The organism is Rufibacter tibetensis, assembly GCF_001310085.1.
GTDB lineage: Bacteria > Bacteroidota > Bacteroidia > Cytophagales > Hymenobacteraceae > Nibribacter > Nibribacter tibetensis.
In genome coordinates this window covers 2,933,510-2,956,105 of the sequence record NZ_CP012643.1, presented here as the reverse complement: position 1 = coordinate 2,956,105, position 22,596 = coordinate 2,933,510, and the positions used below count along the sequence as shown (strand labels likewise).

At 48.4% G+C, this 22,596-nt stretch carries 21 protein-coding genes; 15 read left to right on the top strand and 6 right to left on the bottom strand.

Annotation, left to right across the window (positions count from 1 at the left end; all coding sequences use genetic code 11):
* Positions 1-140: 140 nt before the first annotated feature.
* Together DC20_RS12055 and pnuC are read right to left on the bottom strand one after the other, a co-directional pair.
* Entirely contained in the window at positions 141-1,013 is an 873-nt protein-coding gene (locus DC20_RS12055) for a phosphatase PAP2 family protein (protein ID WP_083470314.1), read from the bottom strand.
* 133 nt (positions 1,014-1,146) lie between these two features.
* Positions 1,147-1,773, bottom strand: coding sequence for a nicotinamide riboside transporter PnuC (gene pnuC / locus DC20_RS12050; RefSeq protein WP_062544055.1), 627 nt, complete (start codon positions 1,771-1,773; stop codon positions 1,147-1,149).
* A gap of 187 nt (positions 1,774-1,960) precedes the next feature.
* On the opposite strand from pnuC, the gene DC20_RS12045 reads away from it, so the two are divergent.
* The 9 genes from DC20_RS12045 to DC20_RS12000 all read left to right on the top strand — a co-directional run bounded on the left by DC20_RS12045 (position 1,961) and on the right by DC20_RS12000 (position 12,814).
* A complete protein-coding gene (locus tag DC20_RS12045) occupies positions 1,961-2,254 on the top strand; it encodes a rhodanese-like domain-containing protein (RefSeq protein WP_245652205.1) in 294 nt (97 codons plus the stop codon).
* A gap of 138 nt (positions 2,255-2,392) precedes the next feature.
* Positions 2,393-3,862 carry an IMP dehydrogenase gene (guaB, locus tag DC20_RS12040; protein ID WP_062544053.1) on the top strand — a complete coding sequence of 490 codons (1,470 nt, stop codon included), beginning with the start codon at positions 2,393-2,395 and terminating at the stop codon, positions 3,860-3,862.
* A 465-nt stretch (positions 3,863-4,327) separates the two neighbouring features.
* Positions 4,328-6,412 carry a GAF domain-containing SpoIIE family protein phosphatase gene (locus tag DC20_RS12035; protein WP_083470313.1) on the top strand — a complete coding sequence of 695 codons (2,085 nt, stop codon included), beginning with the start codon at positions 4,328-4,330 and terminating at the stop codon, positions 6,410-6,412.
* A gap of 20 nt (positions 6,413-6,432) precedes the next feature.
* Positions 6,433-6,771, top strand: coding sequence for an STAS domain-containing protein (locus DC20_RS12030; protein WP_062544051.1), 339 nt, complete (start codon positions 6,433-6,435; stop codon positions 6,769-6,771).
* Positions 6,764-7,174, top strand: coding sequence for an ATP-binding protein (locus DC20_RS12025; RefSeq protein WP_062544050.1), 411 nt, complete (start codon positions 6,764-6,766; stop codon positions 7,172-7,174). The genes DC20_RS12030 and DC20_RS12025 overlap by 8 nt, the downstream gene beginning before the upstream one ends.
* A 207-nt stretch (positions 7,175-7,381) precedes the next feature.
* The gene (locus DC20_RS12015) at positions 7,382-9,667 is read left to right on the top strand and encodes a peptidylprolyl isomerase (RefSeq protein WP_062544048.1); all 2,286 of its coding nucleotides are present in this window, start codon (positions 7,382-7,384) and stop codon (positions 9,665-9,667) included.
* Positions 9,668-9,778: 111 nt separating this feature from the next.
* Complete coding sequence (locus tag DC20_RS12010; protein ID WP_062544047.1) at positions 9,779-11,131, top strand: peptidylprolyl isomerase; 1,353 nt, start codon at positions 9,779-9,781, stop codon at positions 11,129-11,131.
* A gap of 12 nt (positions 11,132-11,143) precedes the next feature.
* Entirely contained in the window at positions 11,144-12,109 is a 966-nt protein-coding gene (locus DC20_RS12005) for an AAA family ATPase (RefSeq protein ID WP_062544046.1), read from the top strand.
* A 276-nt stretch (positions 12,110-12,385) separates the two neighbouring features.
* Positions 12,386-12,814: a hypothetical protein gene (locus DC20_RS12000; protein WP_062545935.1), complete on the top strand. Its 429-nt coding sequence runs from the start codon at positions 12,386-12,388 to the stop codon at positions 12,812-12,814.
* Between the two features lie 100 nt (positions 12,815-12,914).
* Here the strand turns inward: DC20_RS12000 and DC20_RS11995 are convergent, their stop codons facing one another.
* The 3 genes from DC20_RS11995 to DC20_RS11985 are packed head-to-tail and all read right to left on the bottom strand — an operon-like array spanning position 12,915 to position 15,115.
* Complete coding sequence (locus tag DC20_RS11995) at positions 12,915-13,292, bottom strand: hypothetical protein (RefSeq protein WP_062544045.1); 378 nt, start codon at positions 13,290-13,292, stop codon at positions 12,915-12,917.
* An 11-nt stretch (positions 13,293-13,303) separates the two neighbouring features.
* Complete coding sequence (locus tag DC20_RS11990) at positions 13,304-14,191, bottom strand: TIGR02587 family membrane protein (RefSeq protein ID WP_062544044.1); 888 nt, start codon at positions 14,189-14,191, stop codon at positions 13,304-13,306.
* 57 nt (positions 14,192-14,248) lie between these two features.
* Positions 14,249-15,115, bottom strand: coding sequence for an SDR family NAD(P)-dependent oxidoreductase (locus DC20_RS11985; RefSeq protein WP_062544043.1), 867 nt, complete (start codon positions 15,113-15,115; stop codon positions 14,249-14,251).
* 122 nt (positions 15,116-15,237) lie between these two features.
* Between DC20_RS11985 and DC20_RS11980 the strand changes: the two genes are divergently transcribed.
* On the top strand, positions 15,238-15,831 hold the full coding sequence (locus tag DC20_RS11980; protein ID WP_062544042.1) for a GNAT family N-acetyltransferase: 594 nt from the start codon (positions 15,238-15,240) through the stop codon (positions 15,829-15,831).
* Between the two features lie 45 nt (positions 15,832-15,876).
* On the opposite strand, the gene DC20_RS11975 is transcribed toward DC20_RS11980, so the two are convergent.
* On the bottom strand, positions 15,877-17,046 hold the full coding sequence (locus DC20_RS11975; RefSeq protein ID WP_245652204.1) for a hypothetical protein: 1,170 nt from the start codon (positions 17,044-17,046) through the stop codon (positions 15,877-15,879).
* Positions 17,047-17,591: 545 nt separating this feature from the next.
* Between DC20_RS11975 and recA the strand changes: the two genes are divergently transcribed.
* From recA to DC20_RS11950, 5 genes are all read left to right on the top strand, one after another.
* On the top strand, positions 17,592-18,629 hold the full coding sequence (gene recA / locus DC20_RS11970; protein WP_062544041.1) for a recombinase RecA: 1,038 nt from the start codon (positions 17,592-17,594) through the stop codon (positions 18,627-18,629).
* A 238-nt stretch (positions 18,630-18,867) separates the two neighbouring features.
* Positions 18,868-19,590: a DUF3108 domain-containing protein gene (locus tag DC20_RS11965; RefSeq protein ID WP_245652203.1), complete on the top strand. Its 723-nt coding sequence runs from the start codon at positions 18,868-18,870 to the stop codon at positions 19,588-19,590.
* 287 nt (positions 19,591-19,877) lie between these two features.
* On the top strand, positions 19,878-20,570 hold the full coding sequence (locus tag DC20_RS11960; protein ID WP_062544039.1) for a response regulator transcription factor: 693 nt from the start codon (positions 19,878-19,880) through the stop codon (positions 20,568-20,570).
* A gap of 55 nt (positions 20,571-20,625) precedes the next feature.
* The gene (locus tag DC20_RS11955; protein ID WP_245652202.1) at positions 20,626-21,651 is read left to right on the top strand and encodes a sensor histidine kinase; all 1,026 of its coding nucleotides are present in this window, start codon (positions 20,626-20,628) and stop codon (positions 21,649-21,651) included.
* Between the two features lie 168 nt (positions 21,652-21,819).
* Positions 21,820-22,533, top strand: a complete 714-nt coding sequence (locus tag DC20_RS11950) for an RluA family pseudouridine synthase (protein ID WP_062544038.1) — start codon at positions 21,820-21,822, stop codon at positions 22,531-22,533.
* Positions 22,534-22,596 lie beyond the last annotated feature (63 nt).

Below are 22,596 nucleotides of genomic sequence, written 5' to 3'. Positions count from 1 at the left end.
CTTCTTTTAAGCCTTATTTTCTTAAAAAGAGGCGAAAAGCAGGAGCGGCTTAACGCTAAAAAGAGAGACCTGCCCCATTCGTGACAAGTCTCTCTTTTTAGCTCAATTTGGGTAAAACATCACCCTTCTTTATTTTTAATTTAGTTCAGGCTGTAATCATAAGAGGCAACAGGAGTTCTTTTCCGGTTGCGGTAGTCATCCAGGTTCATGGAGAAGGCAAAGCCCGGCACCCCATAGATGTAAGTGGGCGACAACTGCACAATAGATGGCTTGCGTCCCCAGCGGTTCCGGTGAGAGAGGTAGGCCAAGTGGGAAGACAGCATGCCTATGCCCGCGCCCACAAACACATCAGATTGCCAGTGCTTGTTGTTCAGCATCCGGAAAGCGCCTACACTGGTAGCAATGGTGTACGCCCCAATTCCGTACCACGGGCTTTTATGCTTTAACTCTGAGTTAAGAATAGACGCCGCCAGAAACGCCTGGGCGGTGTGCCCCGATGGCATGGATTGGTCGTTTTCTCCGTTTGGCCGTACCTGGTTAGTGGTTCTTTTGAGCGCAAAGACGGTAAGCCCGAAAATAGCCTCGGCCTTCAGAATCAGAATGGTGGTATTCAGGAAATCGTGGTTGGACTTTATGTTGAAGAGGTTGGCGGCTGCCAGTTCTACGTATGGCGCAATGAGCAGCGGATTGTCAATCTTGGTCTGAAAATTAGGAAAATGCCTTTGGATGTCTCTTTGGGCATCATAGCTACTATAGATCCCATTGTCTTTGATGGTGCTCAAGCCATAGGCAATCAGAATGGAAGGAATGATGGTGGCCCTAAATGCCTTCGATTTAAAAAAAGGTTGCTTAGCAGGAGAGGCAACAGAATCCTGGTATTTCTTGAGGGTATCCTGGGCAACAACTGGCGCTTCGTACTTCTTAAGAGAATCTGCTTCCTGCGCCATGAGTTCCTGACTAGTCAGGCCGAAACACATGGTGAGGGCAAGCCAAATACGTACTATGTTTTTCATATGCAGATCAGGGTTTGGGTGAGAATGTAACCTACTGCTTATCGTTAGAAAAAGTTAAAGGGTTACTTCAAAGTCGGTTTATTTTTAGACAACTCTTTTCTGGTGAAGGGCAGTTATGGTCTTCCGCCGTATCTTATCCGACCAGTGCTTGGGCACCTTGTTCCTGCAGTTTACCTTGCATACTCTTCTTCCAGTCTATGTAGCCCCACCAAGCCAGCGCCAGGTACAGGAAGTACAATACGGCTGTGGGGTAAAGCTCCTTGTAGATATAGATGGGCACATACACGGCATCCACTACAATCCAAATCAACCAGTTCTCCAGTTTTTTCCGGCTCATGAGCCATTGCGCGCCCAGACTTACGGCGGTGGTTCCCGCGTCCCAATAAGCTAAATCCGCATCGGTGTTGTAGTGCAGGTAGGTTCCTAACCCAGCTGTAAAAAGCGGCACAAACAACAAAAGCCAGATCCAGTGCTTAGAGGTCATTTTAGTGACAGGCCGCTCAACCCGCTGATTGCCTTTGTGCAGCCACATGTACCAGCCGTAGAAGTTGAGTACCGCAAACATGACCTGCAAACTCATGTCGGCATACAGGCGGGCGTCATAGAAGATGACAATGTACAGGAGCACGCTAACTAACGCGACGGGGAACGTCCAGATGTTTTGTCTGGCAGCCAGCCAAACGCAGAGCAAACCCGTGATCACGCCTACTACCTCGGTAACGGTAGCCAAGTCCCATGTAGCTGGGGAGAGAAAATCCATATGGTTGGAGTTGGCCTGTTCCAGCTTTGGGCTCCTTTCTCAGAAAACAACCTAGAAACAGAAATGGGCATAAGTAAAGGGCACAAAAATAGAAGCTTCTACACAGGTTGGTCCTTCAAGCTGCTTTATCCGTCAAAATTATTTAGGTTATCTTTACGCCATGCTACCCGAGATCACACCCCAACAAATGAAAGAACGCCTGGACCAACAGGAGCCCCTGCAACTCATTGATGTGCGCGAGCCTCAGGAATGGGAAATCTGCAATTTGGGTGGCCAACTCATTCCGCTGGCTGATCTCCCAAAACAGGCGGCTAATCTGGACAAAGACAAAACCACGGTGCTCATTTGCCACCATGGTTTCAGGAGCGCACAGGCGTTGATGTTCCTGCAGCAACGCCACGGCTTTACCAATCTGCTGAACCTGAAAGGCGGGGTGCATGCCTGGGCGCAGGAGGTTGACCCAAATTTTCCGGTATACTAAATTAAACTGCTTTTAGCCTGTTTTAAGAGAAACAACCCATAAACGGATTCTCCTTCTCAAGAAAGTTTTTCTTCAGACACTGGTATATTCAACTTTTCCCTTAATTTTACGTGGCAAATACCATATACGCTATTTGCTATGCATTCTCACGCACCCAATCTGTTGTTCGAAGCCCTCACCTACGACGACGTTCTCTTATTACCCGCCTACTCAGAGGTACTTCCTAAAGATACAAATACTTCCGCCCAGCTTACCCGAAACATCCGGGTGAACATTCCTTTGGTTTCAGCCGCCATGGATACGGTGACCGAAGCCGACATGGCAATTGCCATGGCTCAGGAAGGTGGCATCGGGATTATCCACAAAAACATGAGCATCAAGCAGCAAGCCGAACAGGTGCGCAAAGTGAAACGCTCTGAAAGTGGGATGATCTTGGATCCGGTAACGCTGCACGAAAACGCCACCCTTGGCGAAGCCATCCAGCTCATGAAAGAGCATAGGATCGGCGGCATTCCAATTGTTTCCGCTGATAAGAAACTGGTGGGCATTATCACCAACCGTGACCTACGATTCGAGAAAAACTTCTCGGTGAAAGTTTCCGAGATCATGACGAAAGACCGCCTAGTAACGGCTCCTAAAGGAATTGAACTGGACAAAGCCGAAGACATTCTGCAGGAGTATAAGATCGAAAAGCTCCCTGTCATTGACGAAAACGGCATTCTGGCTGGATTGATCACCTACAAAGACATCCTGAAAAGAAAGCACCGTCCGTATGCCTGCAAAGACGAGTTTGGTCGTCTGCGCGTGGGTGCCGCCGTGGGCGTGACCCCAGACGTGCTGGACCGCGTAGGTGCGCTAGTGGATGCCGGCGTAGACGTGATCAGCATTGACACTGCGCACGGTCACTCTAAAGGCGTGATGGAAGCGGTTCGCAGAATTAAAGACGCTTTCCCGAACGTAGATCTTATTGCCGGTAACGTGGCTACCGCCGAGGGCGCCAGAGCCTTGGCAGACTCCGGGGCCGACGCCGTGAAAGTGGGCGTAGGTCCAGGTTCTATCTGTACTACCCGCATCATTGCTGGTATTGGGGTTCCTCAGTTATCAGCAGTGATTGAAGCGGTAAGAGGTCTGGAAGGAACAGGTGTACCAGTCATTGCTGATGGTGGCATCAAGTTCTCTGGTGATGTGGTGAAGGCCATTGGCGGCGGAGCCAGCACCGTGATGATTGGTTCATTGCTGGCTGGTACTGAAGAAGCTCCTGGTGACATGCAGATCTTTGAAGGACGTAAGTTCAAAACCTACCGTGGCATGGGTTCTATTGAAGCCATGGGCGAGGGTTCCAAAGACCGTTACTTCCAGGATGCCGAAGACGACGTGAAGAAACTAGTTCCGGAAGGCATTGTAGGCCGCGTACCCTACAAAGGCCTGGCTGGTGAAGTGCTTTACCAGTTGGTAGGTGGCTTGAAAGCCGGGATGGGTTACTGCGGTGCCCCGGACATTGAAGCGCTTAAGAAAGCCAAAATGGTAAAAATCACCGGAGCAGGTCTGCGCGAAAGCCACCCGCACGACGTGCAGATTACCCGTGAGGCTCCAAACTACAGCCGCTAGACATAAAAAGAGGGCTTGGAGAACCTGTCACTTCCCTCCTACCTATTTGAAGTTGCTCTGCTTAGGAAACCCTTAGGCAGAGCAACTTCATTTATAGGGTGTTCTTGCAAAACCGGCTCTGTTCTATAGTTTCAAAAACAGAAGCATAGTCTCCCAGGTTAAGCTGCTTTATAACAAGGGATTATCTACTTACAAGCTCCTCTCACCACCAGAAACCAATTTTTAAGTATTTTTCCGGTGAATCATTGTCAAGGATTTACCGTTTGCTATATAGGCCTCTGCTATTACGCAAACAGGTTCCCCAGATAGGGAAAGCTATTTCCCTAATTTCAATCCCTCTACAACTCTTAGGAAAGAGGATAAACGGGCGGTTTGAAGAACATAACTTTTTTTTAATTACTTTTAGGAAATTCTCGTATTCACCCACATCTATCACCTAAACAACCACTGCTGGCAACTTCTCCAATGCCCCTAAACACAAGGATAAAACGATTATGTCTTTTTACCGGAAGCGTGAGCTGGGTGCTGCTGTTGGTGAACATTTTATTATTGGCCCGCCAGGGATTTGAGGGAGAAACCAATTCAGGCATCTCGTATCTGAATTACCTGCTTTCAGTTATTTTTATCCTTTCTGCGTTCCTGTATCAGCGGGAAAATGTACCGATTCAACGCAGTGCGGAGTTCACATCACCGCTTTGGGGCCTTTTTGTGAAAGGTGGCCTGGGAGCGTATGCCTGCCTAATCTTTTACCTTGCCTATCCTAGCTTTAATCAATACTGGATCACTAACCCTTACCTGCTGGATGTTTTCTATCAGGTGCTTTTCGGGTTGTTGGTGTATTTCTTAGCGAAAGCTTTCTACACCTGGCGGCAGTTTATCCTCTACCACAAAACCAAAGACGTTCAAAGTCAATGGAAATGGTTTGAGATTCTGGTATACCTTTCTTTGATAGTGCCGCTTTTCGGTGAGAAATTTCTAGACTATGTGTTCCTTACCATAGACATAAGCCTCCTGCTAGTCTATGGCCTCTACATGTGTGTTCATCAGCGTTGGATTGCTTTCCTGACCCTTGATAAGAAGTGGGGTAGTATTTTCCTGTTAACGGCTGTGTTGGCGTCAGGCGTGCTGTTCGCCAAATTACTTCACATTTTCCATGACTCGCCTGAACTGGTAGCAGATATTTCTTATATCTACAACCCCTTCATTGTGGTCACCCTGGGATTTGTGCTTTTGTATGCCCTGGCCTCTTTGCTGGTGGCACTTTTCAGCTTACCAACTTCCCGGGTATTTGAGCAAAAAAACGCTGACCTCCTGAGTTTCCAACGACTAAGCCATACCATTCAGCAAGGCCAGAGCGAAGAAGAGGTGTACAACATGTTGTTCGAAAGCGCCATCAAGGCCACTGGGGCTGACGCGGCCTGGCTGGAAATTGGGGAACAAACGCACCTAGACACCTCCCATTCTACCGGCAACCCGGTTGACACCCAAGTACAGGCTTTGATGAAAGAAATGCTGATGCGGGCGCATGAGCAGGACAAAGCTGCGGCAGACAATGTGTACGTAAACGGAGACCTGAACCTGGACCCGGTATTTAAAAGCCTCAACAGCTCCTTCAACTCCTTGCTGGTGGTCCCGCTGTTTTCCATCAAGCGCCGGTACGGGTATCTGTACCTTTTGCTGGAGATTGAGCAAGGCTTTGACTTAGATACCATCAGCGTGGTACAGTCTTTCGCAAACCAGACAGTGCTCACTATTGAGAACCTGCGCCTCATGCAGGAATCTCTCCAGAATGAGCGCTACAAAGAAGAACTCAAAATCGCGACGCTGGTACAGGATCGCCTGAATCCTAAGACATTCCCCACTGATACTTGGTTTGACATTAGCACGTACTCGCAGGCAGCCAAAGAAGTAGGCGGCGACTTCTACGACTACCTGCAACTAAGCAAATCACGCATCGCTATTATTATTGGTGACGTGTCTGGAAAAGGAATTTCCGCGGCCTTTCACATGGCTCAGATGAAAGGTATTTTCCATGGCCTTATGCAGCAGGACTTATTGCCCGATGAGTTCATGGTACAGGCCAATAGTGCCTTGAGCCGCTGCCTGGAAAGAACGTCCTTCATCACCTCGGCGCTGTACATCATAGATTACGAAATGCAAGGGGTGTCTTTTGCGCGGGCGGGTCATTGCCACACGCTTTACTACAACTCTATGATGGAAGATACGTTCTATTTTCAAACAGAAGGGTTAGGCCTGGGCATAATTCGGGACAAGACCTATGCCAAGCGCATCCACCGGTTGCACTATGACTACAACCCTAATGACGTAATGGTCATTTATACCGATGGGATAGTGGAAGCCCGGAACACCCGGCAAGATGAATACGGGGAAGAACGCCTGAAATACATGCTTTCGCAAACGTATCACTTAGAGGCCGAGGACATAAAGAGCGCTATCATCAATGATGTCAATGACTTCAGTAGTGACATCCTGCATGATGACCAAACCTTGCTCGTGATCAAGTTTAAACACCGTCAACCTATTAAATAGATGATTCGTAAAGAAGCACGATGAAAATAAAACATACTATCACAGACAACACCATCACCATCAGTTTAGATGGTGAATTAGACGCCAGCTCCTCTGTATTGTTGGATGAAGAACTTTCCAATCCCAGCATCATGATGTTTGGTAAGATCTTAGTGGATTGCAAGAACCTTAACTACATCTCCTCTGCTGGTTTAGGGGTATTCATCTCGCACTTGCAGCGTTTTGAAGATGCCCAGATTAAGCTGATTTTCTTTAACATGCAGGAAAAGGTGCGCAATGTGTTTGAGATTCTAGGCTTGGATCTGTTAATGACCATTGTCTCTTCTTATGAAGAAGCTGTGACCATTGCCAATGACTAACAAGATCCGGGTCAGTTGCGACAGGGAAAATCTTAAAGTTATCCGCGCTTTTGTGGCGGATACGCTAACTCCTGCGCATTTGTCTGATATCCTGTTAAACCAAATTGTTTTGTCCGTAGACGAGATCTGCGCCAATCTGATCATCCATTCCAACAAGGAAGACAGCCGGAAAAACCTTTGTCTAACCATCTACTACAATAAGAAAGAAATTGTGATAGAACTGGAAGATACCGGCATTCCTTTCAATCTGGATAACTACATTGAACCTGATATTGAAGAGAATATCAAGGTTCGTAAAAAAGGCGGCGTGGGTGTGGCATTGGTAAAACGTATCATGGACAAGGTGGAGTACAGTGTACAAGGCTCAAATAACATTTGCCGGCTGCATAAGTACTTGGCGTAGCCCTAAGTATTTTTCCCTTTCAACACAATAAAAAACGTTTCAGGCCTGTTTTGAGCAAAAGATGCCTGAAACGGAGCGGAAGTTTTTCTCTCCCGCTTTACTGGCACTATGTTTTTCAATAGTAGCCTGTTCTCTCCAAAAAAATGAGTAAAATTGCATACAGTTAGGGGACCCATTTCCCCTAGCACCTGCATTTTGCTAACACCTATGCGAGTTTCTTCTTTGTATGTGGGCCTAAGTGCCCTGCTCCTTTTCCAGTGCACCTCCCCTAAAAAGGCCGCTGAACCTGTTCTTCTCACCATTGGCCCAGAAAAAGTTCCTGTTTCTGAGTTTGCCTATGTATATGAGAAAAACAACAGCACCGGAGACAGTGCTTTCTCCAACGCCAGTGTAAACGAGTACCTGGATCTGTACACCAATTTCAAACTGAAGGTGGCAGAAGCCAAGAGCCGGGGTCTGGACACTACGCAGGCATTTAAATCAGAACTCAGCGGTTACAAAGAACAATTAGCCCAACCTTTCCTCACCGAGAAAAGTGTCACTGATCAACTGGTACGCGAAGCTTATGAGCGCCTGAAGAAAGAAGTAAATGCCACGCACATTCTGATCTCAGTAGACATGGAGGCTGACCCTAAAGACACGTTGGCAGCCTACCAAAAAATCACTGACCTGCGGCAGCAAGCCATAAACGGTGCCTCGTTTGAGTCATTGGCCCAACGTTTCTCAGAAGACCCATCGGCAAGGGAGAACAATGGTAACCTGGGTTATTTCACCGCCCTGCAAATGGTCTATCCGTTTGAGAACGCGGCCTTCAACACACCGGAGGGGCAAATCTCTCAACCGGTAAGAACCCGTTTTGGCTACCACATCATAAAAGTAAACGAAGTACGTCCGGCCCAGGGCGAGATACGGGTGGCCCACATCATGGTGAGAGCCCAACAGGGTTTACCCAAAGCAGACTCCCTGGCCGCCAAGAAGAAAATAGACGAAATCTACAGCCGGGTGCTCCGCAAGGAAGACTGGAACAAACTCACCTCCCAATTCTCTGAAGACGCAGCCTCAGCTGACAATGGCGGAGAACTTCCGTGGTTTGGTACCGGACGCATGATTCCTTCCTTTGAGGAGTCAGCTTTTGCCTTGGCTAAGCCAGGTGCCATTACGCCTCCTGTGCAAACTGTATATGGGTGGCACATCATCAAATTACTGGAACGCAAAGAACTTCCAACTTATGAAGAGATGGAAGCCTCGCTGCGGAACCGAATCGCGAAAGACTCCCGATCTGAACTAAATAAAGCCGCGTTCCTGCGTCGCATCAAAACCGAGAACAAGTTCCAGGAAAACCCTTCCATCAAAGAAGCAGTTTTAAAATTAGCTGACTCTACCCTGTTGGCTGGCAAATGGAAATTCAATGTTCCCGCTGAGCCGAAGAACCTGCCCACGGCTACCCTTTTCACCATCAACGGGCAGCCGTTTACAGTAGGCAGCTTTGCTACTTACATAGAGGCCAATCAACGTTCGCGCCAGAATGCTTCTCCGGCCCATGCCATGAACCTGCTGTATGACAAGTTTGTGGAAACCAGCCTCTTTGACTATGAGCGTGAACATCTGGAAGAAAAACACCAAGACTACAAAATGCTGGTAAACGAGTACCATGACGGTATACTGTTGTTCCAGTTAATGGAAGAGAAAGTATGGGCCAAAGCAGTGGAAGACACGGTAGGCCTAAAAGCATTTTTTGAGGCGAACCAGGACAAATACATGTGGGGAGAACGTGCTCAGGCTACCATCCTAAGTGCAGCTAACCCTACTGTTTTGGCAGAGGCACAGTCCCTGATGCGGGCCGGGAAGTTCCAGTCAATCAGGAACAAACCAATGGATGTCTTGTTTACTTCAGGCAACAGCACACTTAGCAAAGCCGCAATGGCTCAATTAGACCAATTAGTTGTCGGCACACAAGCAGATAGCACCATCACCCTGGAACTTACCGGATCCATGGATGCCCGCGAAAGCGCAAACCGCAGAAACTCTACCTTACCTGCCCGCCGGGCTTCTGCTGTGAAGGCCTACCTTCAGCAAAAAGGGATGGAAGCGGATAAAATCCAGATAGTACCAGCCTCACAGGAAGCCATTGGTACCCGCCGTGTTTCTGTAAGAACCTACACGTCTGATGTGCAGGCCCTGGCCGAGAACCTGAACCAGCGTAACCCATTGGCCCTGCAGGTAACCTCCCGCAAATTCCAGCGTGGTGAAAACAAGATACTGGACGGAGTAACCTGGAAACCGGGTACGTACAACCTCACGCAGGACGGCAGATCTATCCTAGTTAAGATTGACCGCGTTGACCCGCCTGGCCCTAAGAAGCTAAACGAAACCCGTGGTGCGGCCATCTCAGACTACCAGACTTACCTGGAGCAGGAATGGATCAAGGAACTGCGTCAGAAATACCCAATTAGTGTAAACCAGACAGAAGTGCAGAAGCTTATCAAGAAGTAAGCTGGCAGAAGTTTCTTTTAATGAAGCTGTTTACCTAGCTTTGTCTGTTCGCGACTATACTATTTTGCAAGAGAAGCGGTTCTATAGAAAGCAACCGCTATATTGAATAACATGAAAATCAGGATTTCTTTTTCTTCTTTTTTTAAGTGCCTTCTTCTGGTCTGCGTTTTAGCTTGCTTTACGCAACGGGCAGAAGCCCAGCAGGCCACGCTGATAGACAACATTGTGGCAAAAGTAGGAGGCCATATCATTTTACGCTCAGAACTGGAGTTTCAGCATGCCAATGCCGTGGGGCAAGGATACAAATCACCTAACCTGCGTTGCGAGATTCTGCGTTCACTGGTACAGAACAAACTCCTTTTGGCCCGTGCCGAAGTGGACTCTGTCATTGTGGAGGAAAACACCATCAACGCTGAATTAGACGGCCGTTTAAATCAATTTGTTGCCCAAATAGGGAGCCAGGAAAAACTGGAAGCCTACTATAACAAGCCTATGAGCGAGATCAGAAATGATCTTCGCAGAAGTTTGAAAGAGCAGCTAACGGTTCAGAAAATGGAGCGTGAGATTTCCGGCAAAATGAAGGTAACGCCTAAAGAGGTGCAACAATACTTCAACCGTATTCCCAAAGACAGCTTGCCTTACTTCTCCACTGAAGTGGAAGTAGGCCAGATTGTGAAAATTGCCCAGATTGGAACTGCCCAAAAGCAAGCCGCCAGAGAGCAGCTGGAGGGAATCCGGAAGCGTATTCTAGCTGGTGAAGATTTCGCGGCGTTGGCCCGTCAATATTCTCAGGACCCAGGGTCAGGAGCACAGGGCGGAGAACTTGGTTTCTTCAAGAAACGGGAGTTGGTACCAGAATACGAGGCTGCTGCGTTGAAATTACAGCCTGGTGAAACCTCTCCGGTAATTGAGTCTATGTTCGGTTTCCACATCATTCAGTTGCTGGAGCGCCGGGGCGAAGAGTTCAATACTCGCCATATTCTCATCAAACCTGCCACGGCTCAGGTAGACGTGCAGCTAACCACACATCAACTGGACAGCATCAGGGCGCTTATCATGAAAGATACTCTGTCTTTTGCCAAAGCTGCCAAAGACTTTTCAGATGACATGGCTACCAAAGGCAATGGCGGGATGATCACCTTGCCAAACAGCCCTACCACGTACATTCCGGTAGACAAATTAGACCCTTCTATCTTCTTCGTGATTGATACCATGCAGGTAGGTTCTATCAGCCCGCCGCTGCCGTACCGTACCGAAGATGGCAAAGAAGCGCTTCGTATCCTTTATCTTAAATCTAAAACCCCTCCGCACCAGGCGAACCTGCGTGATGACTACCAGAAAATTGCAGCGGCGGCCCTGGCCGATAAGCGCAATAGAGCGATTTCGGAGTGGTTTGAGAAAAACAAAGACACTGTGTTTGTTGACATAGTGCCTGATTTTAAAACCTGTAGTTTAGACGACTAATCTTCCCCTTCTATGCCTCCCTTTGCCTCTGACAAAGAAGCTGCAGATGCGCTTCACCATGCTTATAAGCGTTTAACCGATGAGATCTCCCAGACCATAATTGGTCAGGAGGAAGTGGTGAAACTGGTGCTGACTGCCGTTTTTTGTCAGGGGCATTGTCTTTTGGTAGGTGTACCGGGCTTAGCCAAAACGCTCCTGATCCAGACCATTTCCAACTCTCTGGATCTATCGTTTAACCGGGTACAGTTCACGCCAGACTTAATGCCCTCTGACATTCTGGGGTCTGAGACCTTAGATAATAACCGCCAGTTCCAGTTTGTGCAAGGCCCGGTGTTTGCCAACATTGTGCTAGCTGATGAAATCAACCGGACGCCGCCTAAAACCCAGGCAGCGCTTCTGGAGGCGATGCAGGAATATTCGGTGACGGTGGCTGGCCATAATTACAAGTTGCCGCGTCCGTTCTTCGTGCTGGCTACCCAAAACCCCATTGAACAGGAAGGAACCTATCCATTGCCTGAGGCGCAGCTAGACCGCTTCATGTTCCACATCTCGCTCTCCTACCCTTCTTATGAGGCAGAACTACAGATTGTGAAAAACACCACCGGTGACCGCAGGCACACCCCATCTGTCGTTTTACACGCCGATGAGATCACAGCCTTCCAGCAGTTGGTGCGCCGCGTTCCTGTGACGGATAATGTGGTGGAATACGCCGTGAAACTGGTGCACAAAACCCGTCCTGACACCGCCATGGCCGGACCGCAAACAAACCAATACCTGGAATGGGGCGCTGGTCCCCGGGCATCTCAGCACCTGATCATGGGAGCCAAATGCAACGCTTTGATCAGAGGAAAGTACTCCCCAGATATTGAAGATGTGCAGGCGGTAGCAGTTCCTATTCTGCGTCACCGTTTGGTACGAAATTTCAAGGCTGAGGCTGAAGGCATCACCGTAGAGCAAATCATTAAAGGTTTGTTGTAATCTCTTTTCTGCCTGTTTTCCTGAAAACAGATCCAAAACAAAAGCGTATCTCCTTCATTGAAGCGCCACTTGTTTCTATCTATGTGGAGAAACAACTACTCAATTAGGAAACGCTTTACAGGAGTTTAAAATAAAACTAACCCTGTAATCATTTCATGGCCATTTTCCAGAAATCGGCCATGAAATGAATTCACTCCAATCTTAAGGCAAAAGTGGGTGGTGTAAAAGAGTAGCGCATTGTGTACTTTTGCCCCTGATCTTCTAAACATAGACCGCATGGAAGCAGCAGCTCTTTACGAACGCTTTGAAAACAACCTGGAAACCATCTTCTCTTACATCAAGAGAGGCTTAGATGTGCGCACCACCCCCTACAATATCACCATGCCTTTAGAGCTGAATTTGTTGTGTGACGTACTTACCGTTGCTGGTTTTCCGTGCCGTGTCACAAAAGATGGATTTGATGCCCTAGTGGAGTTTCATGACCTGTACATGCAGGAAGGCAAACGTGTTTCTGAGGTGATGCATAGAATTCTGGAAGACAAGCGGGCGTACCTGCGTACCCCGGAAGGCACCGTATTATTAAAAGAGCAACTGATTCGCCGGTTAGAGTATTTCAATGAGATTGCTCACTCTATGGAAGTGATTGCCCGTTTGCAGCAACTAGGGAGCCCCTTGCAATACAACTATCCTTTTTTAAATCAATAACTAGGTACGGCTCTCCGTCACCGGAGGCTGCCCTATGCTTACTACTTCACACAAGCCATAACCCAAGAAGCAGATTACCCTTACGGAGCTGTTTCTTGGGTTATGGCTTGTTATAGCCCAGCACGTGGACCGACATACGCTGATTTCCATGCTTCTGTTTCTTGAACGTGATCCAGGCCTCCTGCACGCTTTCTTTAGGGGCTAAGGGGAAACTCAATTCCGCTTTATCTATTTCTTTGCCCTCTTGGTACAAAGTAATCTCCACTAGAACGTTTTCGGCAGTTTGCTCGCCCAGGTTCACCAATTCCACCCGGTGGATGTTCTGGTTTGAACGCGCTTTCTCTGGAAATATCTTCACATGAAGATCCGGTGGGGTGTCTCGGTAGTCGAAGGCCTTTACGCCCAGGTAGCCCATCAGCGCCAGAATCAGGGCCACACTCAGGCCAAACACAAACCACTCCAGCGGATTTTTCTTCATCGCTACCTTTCTTATTTATACTCCTGGTCAAACAAAAACCTTCCGGCAGAAGCACCTAAGGAGGAAACTAGGCCCAATACAATGGTGGCCTCAATACACACCTGCAGTCCTGTTCCTTCAAACCTCCCGAAGAACCACAAGGCCCCGGCCGAGGTGCAGAAGGCAGTGGCATAGGTAAGGCTCAAGCCCCAAATCACTTCCATCCGCTTGGGAAGCTCATTGGCCGGAGTTGCATAGGACCCTCTGAATCCTACATAAAACAGAATGGCCGTATTCAGGAGAATGGAAACGAAAAAGACCAGCAGCAACTGAACCGGGTTGGCGTTAGATGAGATTTTCATTACCTCATCAGTGGGAGCCACGTTCGCGCTGAATAACATGCTGGCGCAGGTGGCTAACGTGATTTGCTCTAATGTGGAGGCCTCACCTGAGTTTTGCGTGGGCAGCATACTGTCCCGCGGGTCTTTCTCTTCGGCATCATCTTCTTCATCTTCTGCCGTAGTTCCCAGCTGGGCCGTGCCAATGGAAACCCCTATGGCCACAGGCATCGCTTCTATCACTGTCATATACACAATGCGCTCCAAGGACATATCATAAATTTGCACCACCCCCAATAACCATAGAAACAGAAACGCCAGCACCAGCCCAAGGCCCATTTCCTCCACAGAATCCACTACAATTTCTTTCCAGGAGGCACTGGGACGCAAACCGGCATAGGTATTATAGCCCAAAAGCAAAATAAAAGTAACTGCTATGTACAACACCAACAGCCACGGCGACACCTGAAAGCTGGTCCACCAAACTTCCATGGTGTACAGCATGGGCAGGCTGAACAACAAGCCTCCAATCACGCCTCTACCGTACTCTTGTAATGACTGCGCAATGTTCTTTCCAGGCATAGTTTCTTTAAAACAGGGACTAAACGGCTATGCTACCAGTTTAAAGCATAGCTGGGTTTACTGGTGCTCTTCCCGTATTTGGGCGTGTCCGTCCAGCTTATGTTCGGGATTGAGCTCCCCTTCTGGTTCCTTTTTTAACTTGGCTGGTACTTTATCGCCTACAGGTCCTTTGGCTACGGTGATTCCTCCGTCTACAAAATAAAGGGCACCCGTCACAAAAGAAGCTTCGTCAGACGCCAGAAAGGCATATACATTGGCTACTTCCTCAGGGGTTCCGCGGCGGCCCAGCGGAGTGGCCTGAACCATGGTCTTCTCCATTTCGCTGTCCATGGGTCCGGTTTCCTTGTGGGTCCAGGCGGTGTCAATAGGGCCAGGACAAACACAGTTGCACCGTACGCCAAACTGAGCCTGCTCTACGGCCAGCCCGCGCATGAAGGCGTGGTTAAAACCCTTGGTGCCGCCATACGGGGTATTCTCTGCAATGCCAATCAGTCCTGCCTCTGAGCCTGCAGAGACAATGTTGCCTTGGGTTTTATGCAGCTCAGGAAGGGCGGCCCGGCTCATCATGAAGGTGGAGGTGATGTTGTGCCGCAGCATGTAGTCAAACGCTTCTGTGGGGTAATCCTGCAGCATAGATGTGGTGGGAAACACACCAGCGTTGTTGATCAGGATATCCAGTTTGCCGTACTGCTTCACCGCCAGTTCCACGCAGCTTTTAGCGTTAGCCTCCAAGGAAATGTCGCCGGTGAATTCTATGGCAGTGCCACCTTCTTCCTGAATGGCCCGGGCTACATCTGCCACCGGATCTTCGGGGAAACCACACACCACCACCTTGGCTCCCTCTCGGGCGAATTTCTTCGCGATGGCTTCTCCAATGCCGGCTCCACCTCCGGTTACTATGGCTACTTTGTCTTGCAATCTCATGAGTTGGACGTTGAATGGTAAGATGAATATTACCTAAACGGCCCCTCCAGACAAATTGTTAATTTTAGGCATCTGCCCTTGCTTAGCTTCGTAAAGACTGAAAAGACCCCAGCCAGATTTCTATGCCCTCACCGCATACTCCTTCTGTTACCAGCATAGAGCTTTCTACTGAAAGGCTTAGGATTCTCCCCTACACGCCAGAAATGGCCCCCGACTTCTGGCAGTTACTGGATCAGAACCGGGAACGCCTGCTCCCCGATTTCCCGGACCGTACCACAGCCGTAGTGACCGTGCAGGATGCCTTGAACCGCATTAGAGTTTTTATATCCCAGCACCGGGCGGGTGATTTATATTCGTTTGGAATTTGGCGGAAAGAAACCGGAGATTACATAGGAGACATCACGCTCAGGCGGCTGGCCCGCGGCAAGCCCTTCTCTGAAGTTGGGTACTACCTGGGTGCCGAGGCGGAAGGCCACGGGTACGTGACCGAGGCTCTGAAAGCCATGGTTCGGTACGCGTTTCAGGTGCTGAGAATGGAATCTGTGAACCTGCGCTGCGCTGAAACCAACGAAAAAAGCAAGCGGGTGGCCGAGCGCAGCGGTTTCTCCCTGGTAAAGACGTACACGCCCACCCAACAGGAGACCGATGAAAATCCGGCCCGGCCTATTCACGTGTACCGGATCAAGAACAATGACCCTACTATCCACCTCCTTTGACACCGTTTCTTCCCTGTCTTACAGAAAACAGGTTCAAAGTAGCGTCTATCTCTTCTTCAGGCGGGCCAGAAAAAAATCTGAGTTGAAGTTGAGGTACAGACTATTGGAGAATTCCAGCTTGGGGTAATCAAAATCAAGGTAAGGCTCCAGGCGCATGGTAAGAGTAAGCCCCTGCATTAGGTTGATGTCATGCATAAAGCGCAAGATGAGCAGCTGCCGGTTCTTCTGGGTATAGTCCGGCGTCTTGAGATTAGAAGACACGGAAGGGAATAGTTTGCCACCCATTTCTGAATAATACCCGCTGCCGCGCCAGTAGCTCAGCATTACGTTCTGGTACTTTGTATCAATGCCGGCATTCAGGTAAAGGCCTCCCCCCTGTTGGAAAGGCAGGTTCAGCTCATTAGAGAAATCCTTCCAACCCACTACGTACGGCTGAAAATGCAGGGCTTTTAAAAAATCTTTATCATAGTTTTTCCTGATGACCAAACCGGCCGCTGCATTGACTAACGTCACCAAAGGCAAATCGGTAACGTCAATCTGCCCACCGCGGTGCTGGGCGGTGAACTGCAAAGGCAAGCCGATGTAGGTTTCTGTTTGTGGGTCATTTTCTGAAGAACCCATTGAAACAGGAGTGCGGTACAAAGTTAATTCGGCGGAGGCTCCACCGGCTACTTCTTCCTGGAACGGGTCAAAGCGGCGGAGGTACCGTTGCCAGTCAATCCAGACATCCAGCTTAGCCCCGGGTTTGTTTAGCAGAAACTGCAGGCCGTTCTCCAGCCGGTTGTTGATAACGCGCTCAAAATCGTAGAGAGGTTCAATGTACCCGTGGTTCAGGTTACCTTCCAGCGTCCCGAACAGCAGGGCCATGCCATTCTCCTCGTAGCGAATAGTGAACGTGGGTTGCATCAGGGAGTATCGGCGCGAGCCGAAGTCTTTTTGCACCTGCACGCCTGCATCAAGGCGCACCGTTGGCGAGGCAAAATAGACAAGCCGAGGGTTCAGGTGGTACCCAAACAGGGTATAGCCTTCAGCAATGTCATTGAAGTACTCGTTGTTCTTCTGGTAGCCCAGCGCATTGATGCCTATTTGTAACTCACCTGCCTGGTCTGGCTTTACCGGCTGCCTGAATTCCAGGGCTTTGTTGTTTAACTGCGCGAATGTGGCTTGACTTGTAAAAAAAGTGCCTACGGCAATCAGAAGCCATTTTTTTAACATAGAAGTACGTTAATTCCGTATGGTGCAATAGGTAACTGGAAAGGCGATGCCTTCTTAAAAGCAGTCTTTCCATACCCTGAAAGGTAGCTAAAATCAGAAAGAAAACTAAACGGGCAGTAGGCTATAGGGCTGTCACAAGACATAGCACTTTCTGTTTGGGAAGCGTTTTAGGAAAACCGTGCAGTAACCAGAAGTCTGTTGGAACAATGCCTTCTTTGTTGCTCATCCGTGAAAATACCTACTTTGCATGTAACTAAAATAGCCGTAGCATTGTTGAAAAGAAGCCAGGAGAAAGCTAAAAGTGCCACCTTGTTACCTAACTAAATGGTTACTTGGATGTTCGCTATTTGCTATTTATAATAGCATTAGGCTGCAAAAAATAACTAAAAAAAGTAGTAAATGTTGGCACAATTCCGGTACTTTGAGTGTTTCAAATATACACCTCCGGAATAAGTCTGGTAAGCATTTGAAACGCCGCGGCTAGCGTTTGCAGATTGGCTCAGGAAGTTGTAAATTCATCAAAATAAAGCAAAGAAAACACAGACATGAGTGTACAAAGCGAAAAATTGAAAGCGCTCCAACTCACCATCGACAAGCTGGACAAAACCTACGGTAAAGGTACGGTCATGAAGCTGAACGATACCCAGGTAGTGGACGTCCCAGCCATTTCTACCGGCTCCCTTGGCTTAGACATAGCCTTAGGAATTGGTGGTCTTCCGCGCGGAAGAGTGGTAGAGATTTACGGACCAGAATCGTCCGGTAAAACTACCCTCACCATGCACTGCATTGCAGAGGCGCAGAAAAAAGGTGGTATTGCCGCGTTTATTGACGCTGAGCACGCTTTTGACAAAGCATACGCCGAGAAATTAGGCATTGATACAGAAAACCTCCTCATTGCACAGCCAGATAATGGCGAGCAGGCGCTGGAGATTGCTGATCACCTGATTAGCTCTGGTGCTATTGATATCATTGTAATTGACTCTGTAGCCGCCCTGGTACCGAAAGGTGAACTGGAAGGCGACATGGGTGAGAGCAAGATGGGTCTTCAGGCTCGTTTAATGTCTCAGGCCTTGAGAAAGCTTACTGGTACCATCAACAAAACAGGTTGCTGCTGTATCTTCATCAACCAGCTTCGTGAGAAGATAGGGGTGATGTTTGGTAACCCAGAAACTACTACCGGTGGTAACGCCCTTAAATTTTACGCTTCGGTGCGTCTGGACATCCGTCGTATTGGCCAGATCAAAGAAGGTCCGGACAATATCACTGGTAACCGTACCAAAGTGAAAGTGGTGAAAAACAAGGTAGCGCCTCCGTTCAAAGTAGTGGAATTTGACATCATGTACGGCGAGGGTATCTCCAAAGTAGGCGAGATCCTTGACCTTGGGGTTGAACTGAGCGTGGTTCAGAAATCTGGTTCATGGTTCTCTTACAACGGCGACCGTTTAGGCCAGGGCCGTGATGCCGTGAAGCAGTTCCTGTTAGACAACGAAGAACTGATGCAAGACATTGAAAACAAGATCAGAGCAATTGTGAAAGGCGAGCCAGAGAAAGTGGCTGCTGTCTTAGCAGATGCACCTGAATAATCTCTTAATTTTCTACAAAACGGCACCTTTTAAGGTGCCGTTTCTGTTTAAGTTGAGTTCCTCCTGAAAACCTATAACTTTGTGTACGCCCCATCCCAATGGAATTGGTACAACATTTGAATAGCCTCAGGTATACAGGAAAGATTGGCTTATGCGTGTAAAATATCAACTACTACTTATAGTACCTCTATTGGGATTGGTTTTGAGTGGCTTCGCTTTGAATGACACCTTTAGAACCGTGAAAAACAATTCTTTCGCTCCCGGCGAGGTCCTGCAATACAAAGTTCACTATGGCGTCATCAATGCTGGAGAAGCCACTATTCATGTGTCTAACAATATTCAGCGCATCAATAACCGTCCTTGCTACCAAACTTCGGTAAGCGGGAGAACGCTTGGTTCTTTTGACTTCTTCCACCGCATCAGAGACACCTGGACCTCGTACATAGACACCTCCTCCATGCTACCGCTTCGTTTCCACCGCAACATTGAGGAAGGCAGGTACCGCCGCAAAGAAACCACTGATTTCAATCACCAGAATAACACAGTGGTGGTGAATGACAGCCGCGACGAGAAGAAAAACCAGGTTTTTAAAGTGCCAGACAACGCACAGGACATGATCAGCGGTTTTTACTACCTGCGCACTCTTGACTTGGGTAGTTTCAAACCAGGTCAAACCGTACGGATGCAAGGCTTTTTAGGAGATGAGGTGTTTGACATGACTGTGACGTACCGTGGCAAGACAACAGTAGAGACCAAAGCGGGTAAGATACGTGCGCACCGCTTGGTACCAAAAATGCCTAAGAACAGACTGTTTAGTGGAGAAGACGCTATCTCTGTCTACTTCTCTGATGACGAAAACAAGATACCAGTGCTGTTCCAGGCCGAAATGTTTGTAGGCTCTGTGAAAGTGGACCTTTACAAATACAACGGACTCCAGAGCAGACTGAACATAGTAAAGTAAAGCAAATGAGCCGCCGGACAAACCTCCGGCGGCTCATTTGCTTTAAGGCTGTTTTTCCAAAATCGGGTATAAAGAAGGAACTACCAGAAATCCATTGCTTCAGCGCCCTTGCCTTTGGTAATAATTTCTTAACACGAATTGGAAATCCTTGATGTCAACCTAATAAAGACTATTCCCTATCTTTATCCTGAAATTCAGAAACTCGCAATTACTCACCTGCGCGATTTTAGCCTGATTTTTCAAGAGATTACCATTTGTGTACTGCTCTTTAAAGTAAACCGCATTCTATGCAAACCCCGGCTAAATACAAGATTCTGGTAGTAGACGATGACCCAGACATCGTAGAACTGTTGCAGTACAACCTGGAGAAAGAAGGCTATGAAGTTGCCCACTCTGAGAATGGCCAGATAGCTCTGGACATGGCCCGGAAATTTCTCCCAGACATTATTCTTCTGGACGTGATGATGCCTGTTATGGACGGAATCACAGCCTGCCGCCAACTGCGCGAGAACCCCAAGTTTAAAGACACCCACATTCTGTTTCTGACTGCCCGTTCTGAGGAGTTCTCAGAGGTAGCTGCCTTTGACGCCGGAGCCGATGACTTTATTGTGAAGCCTATCAAGCCCCGGGCGCTTATTAGCAGGCTGGCCGCTTTCAAGCGCCGTGATGTAAGCCAGGGTCCGGACCAGGTACAGGTAATAGAAATTGGAGGGTTGCGCATTGACCGCACCAGTTTCAACGTTATCAAAGGAGAACAGAAGATTACCCTGCCTAAAAAGGAATTTGAGCTGTTGGCTTTCCTGGCGGCAACACCCAACAAAGTCTTCAGCCGTGATGAGTTGTTGAACAACGTATGGGGGAACGACGTGTTTGTAATTGCGCGTACCGTAGATGTGCACATTAGAAAAGTGCGTGAGAAAATAGGCGAAGACCAGATAAAGACCATTAAAGGCGTTGGCTATAAATTCAACACCGACTAAAACCGCCCCCCCTACCCCAGCGGCTCCTCAGAAAGGAATTAAGCTTAGCTCGCAGATGATTGCCATCTTCATTTCAGTGATGGTGGCTTTGATCATTACGGTGTTCTTAGCTGTCTCGCCTTACCTGGAGTTTAAGCAACGCGTCATGGCGTTGGCCCTCACCTTCTCTGCCTGTTTCCTGCTGGTGTATTTTTCCTACGAGGCCCTCATCTTCAAGGAAATCAACATCATCTATGCGGGTTTGGAGAAATTCAAGCGGAAGGAGTTCAAGCGCATGAGCAGCAAATTCCTTTTCCGGCCAGATCCTTTGCAGCGCATCAAAGACGAGATTTACCTTCTGGCTGAGCGGAACCAGAAAGAGATTGAAGAACTCAAACGTCTGCAGGCCATGCGCCGCGAGTTCCTGGCCGATGTCTCGCATGAACTTAAAACCCCCATTTTCGCAGCCCAGGGGTTTATCCATACCCTGTTAGATGGAGCCATGGATGACGAGCGGGTGCGCGACAAATTCCTGCAGAAAGCCGCCCGCAGTTTAGATGGCCTGGACACCTTGGTGCAGGACCTGATCACTATTTCTCAATTAGAGAAAGGCGTCCTTCAGATGAAGAAGACCCACTTTGATTTAAACGAACTGGGTCATGAAGTGTGGGAACAATTAGAAGGAAAAGCCCAATCCAGAAACATCACCATCCATCTGCTGAATGCCCCTGAGGAAGGCTTTGAAGTCATAGGCGACCGCGGCCGAATCAAGCAGGTTCTCATCAATTTAATTGACAACGCAATTAAATATGGCAAGGAAAACGGCAACATCTGGCTCTCTTTCCTAGATGGTAAGAAAAAGACCACGATTACGGTGCAGGACGATGGCCCGGGAATCCCTAAAGAACACCTGAACCGCATCTTTGAGCGCTTCTACCGCATTGACAAAAGCCGCACGAGAGATGTAACCGGCGGAGGTTCAGGCTTGGGGTTAGCTATCTCCAAGCATATTGTGGAGGCGCACAGGTCTCAGATTGCCGTTTACAGCGAAGTAGGCCAGGGCACCACGCTTAAGTTTAAGCTTACCAAGACAAAGGTGTAAACGATGTTTTAGGCCTGATCTTTCCAAAACAGGCCTAAAACCCAAGCACCACCAACTTAAAAATAATAGGTAACTTGCGGCCTTTTCAGAACAGCAGCCGTTTCTACCCTGTTTTCGTAAAAGCAGGAGAAAAACGGCACCGTAGTCTGGTGCCTCACACCCATTTCTATGAAGTTACCCGCTTTCCGCGACCTAATCATTTTTGAGAACGAAGATTACATTGTAGTCAATAAACCGCCCTTCCTGTCTACGTTGGAAGACCGTTCTTTCAATGCCACCAACCTGCTTACCCTGGCCCGCCAGTACTATGCAGATGCCCAAGCCTGCCACCGCCTGGACAAAGAAACATCAGGTTGCTTGGCCATTGCTAAGAACCCCGAGGCTTACCGCCACCTTTCCATGCAGTTTGAGAACCGACAGGTGCAGAAAGTGTACCATGCCGTTGCGTGGGGAAGCCATGAGTTTGACAACTTTTTAGTAGACCGCGCTATTCAACCAGGCTTGAAAGGAGTAGCTAAGTTAGCCTATAAGGGGAAACCCGCTCAAACATATTTCACTACGCTTGAAAAATTTGGCCGCCATACTCTAGTGGAGTGCAAGCCTGTGACGGGCCGTATGCACCAGATTCGCTTGCACCTGGCCTATCTAAAAGCTTCAATTGTGCAGGATGAGCTCTACGGTGGTGAACCATTGTTTCTCTCTAGCCTTAAGCGCAAGTTCAACCTTGCCAAAGACACCGAGGAGCAGCCGGTCATCAAACGCTTCGCCCTACACTCTTACAAACTAGGTTTTAGCCTCATGAACGAAGAACCGGTCTTAGTAACCGCTGAGTACCCCAAAGATTTTGACGTGTTGCTGAAATTGCTGCGCAAGAACGGGTAAGGGATAACTTTCTATTACTGTACACAGCCTGCTGAATCTAAAGAAGGCAGATGTTCTTTCAAT

Coding starts and splice junctions, on each gene's coding strand:
- recA (WP_062544041.1), top strand. CDS start 17,592: ATGAGTGTACAAAGCGAAAAATTGAAAGCGCTCCAACTCACCATCGAC.
- DC20_RS12005 (WP_062544046.1), top strand. CDS start 11,144: ATGCCTCCCTTTGCCTCTGACAAAGAAGCTGCAGATGCGCTTCACCAT.
- DC20_RS11960 (WP_062544039.1), top strand. CDS start 19,878: ATGCAAACCCCGGCTAAATACAAGATTCTGGTAGTAGACGATGACCCA.
- guaB (WP_062544053.1), top strand. CDS start 2,393: ATGCATTCTCACGCACCCAATCTGTTGTTCGAAGCCCTCACCTACGAC.
- DC20_RS11975 (WP_245652204.1), bottom strand. CDS start 17,046: ATGTTAAAAAAATGGCTTCTGATTGCCGTAGGCACTTTTTTTACAAGT.
- DC20_RS12035 (WP_083470313.1), top strand. CDS start 4,328: ATGCCCCTAAACACAAGGATAAAACGATTATGTCTTTTTACCGGAAGC.
- DC20_RS12045 (WP_245652205.1), top strand. CDS start 1,961: ATGAAAGAACGCCTGGACCAACAGGAGCCCCTGCAACTCATTGATGTG.
- DC20_RS11985 (WP_062544043.1), bottom strand. CDS start 15,115: ATGAGATTGCAAGACAAAGTAGCCATAGTAACCGGAGGTGGAGCCGGC.
- DC20_RS12030 (WP_062544051.1), top strand. CDS start 6,433: ATGAAAATAAAACATACTATCACAGACAACACCATCACCATCAGTTTA.
- DC20_RS12010 (WP_062544047.1), top strand. CDS start 9,779: ATGAAAATCAGGATTTCTTTTTCTTCTTTTTTTAAGTGCCTTCTTCTG.
- DC20_RS12025 (WP_062544050.1), top strand. CDS start 6,764: ATGACTAACAAGATCCGGGTCAGTTGCGACAGGGAAAATCTTAAAGTT.
- pnuC (WP_062544055.1), bottom strand. CDS start 1,773: ATGGATTTTCTCTCCCCAGCTACATGGGACTTGGCTACCGTTACCGAG.
- DC20_RS12055 (WP_083470314.1), bottom strand. CDS start 1,013: ATGAAAAACATAGTACGTATTTGGCTTGCCCTCACCATGTGTTTCGGC.
- DC20_RS11955 (WP_245652202.1), top strand. CDS start 20,626: ATGATTGCCATCTTCATTTCAGTGATGGTGGCTTTGATCATTACGGTG.
- DC20_RS12000 (WP_062545935.1), top strand. CDS start 12,386: ATGGAAGCAGCAGCTCTTTACGAACGCTTTGAAAACAACCTGGAAACC.
- DC20_RS11980 (WP_062544042.1), top strand. CDS start 15,238: ATGCCCTCACCGCATACTCCTTCTGTTACCAGCATAGAGCTTTCTACT.
- DC20_RS11950 (WP_062544038.1), top strand. CDS start 21,820: ATGAAGTTACCCGCTTTCCGCGACCTAATCATTTTTGAGAACGAAGAT.
- DC20_RS11995 (WP_062544045.1), bottom strand. CDS start 13,292: ATGAAGAAAAATCCGCTGGAGTGGTTTGTGTTTGGCCTGAGTGTGGCC.
- DC20_RS11990 (WP_062544044.1), bottom strand. CDS start 14,191: ATGCCTGGAAAGAACATTGCGCAGTCATTACAAGAGTACGGTAGAGGC.
- DC20_RS12015 (WP_062544048.1), top strand. CDS start 7,382: ATGCGAGTTTCTTCTTTGTATGTGGGCCTAAGTGCCCTGCTCCTTTTC.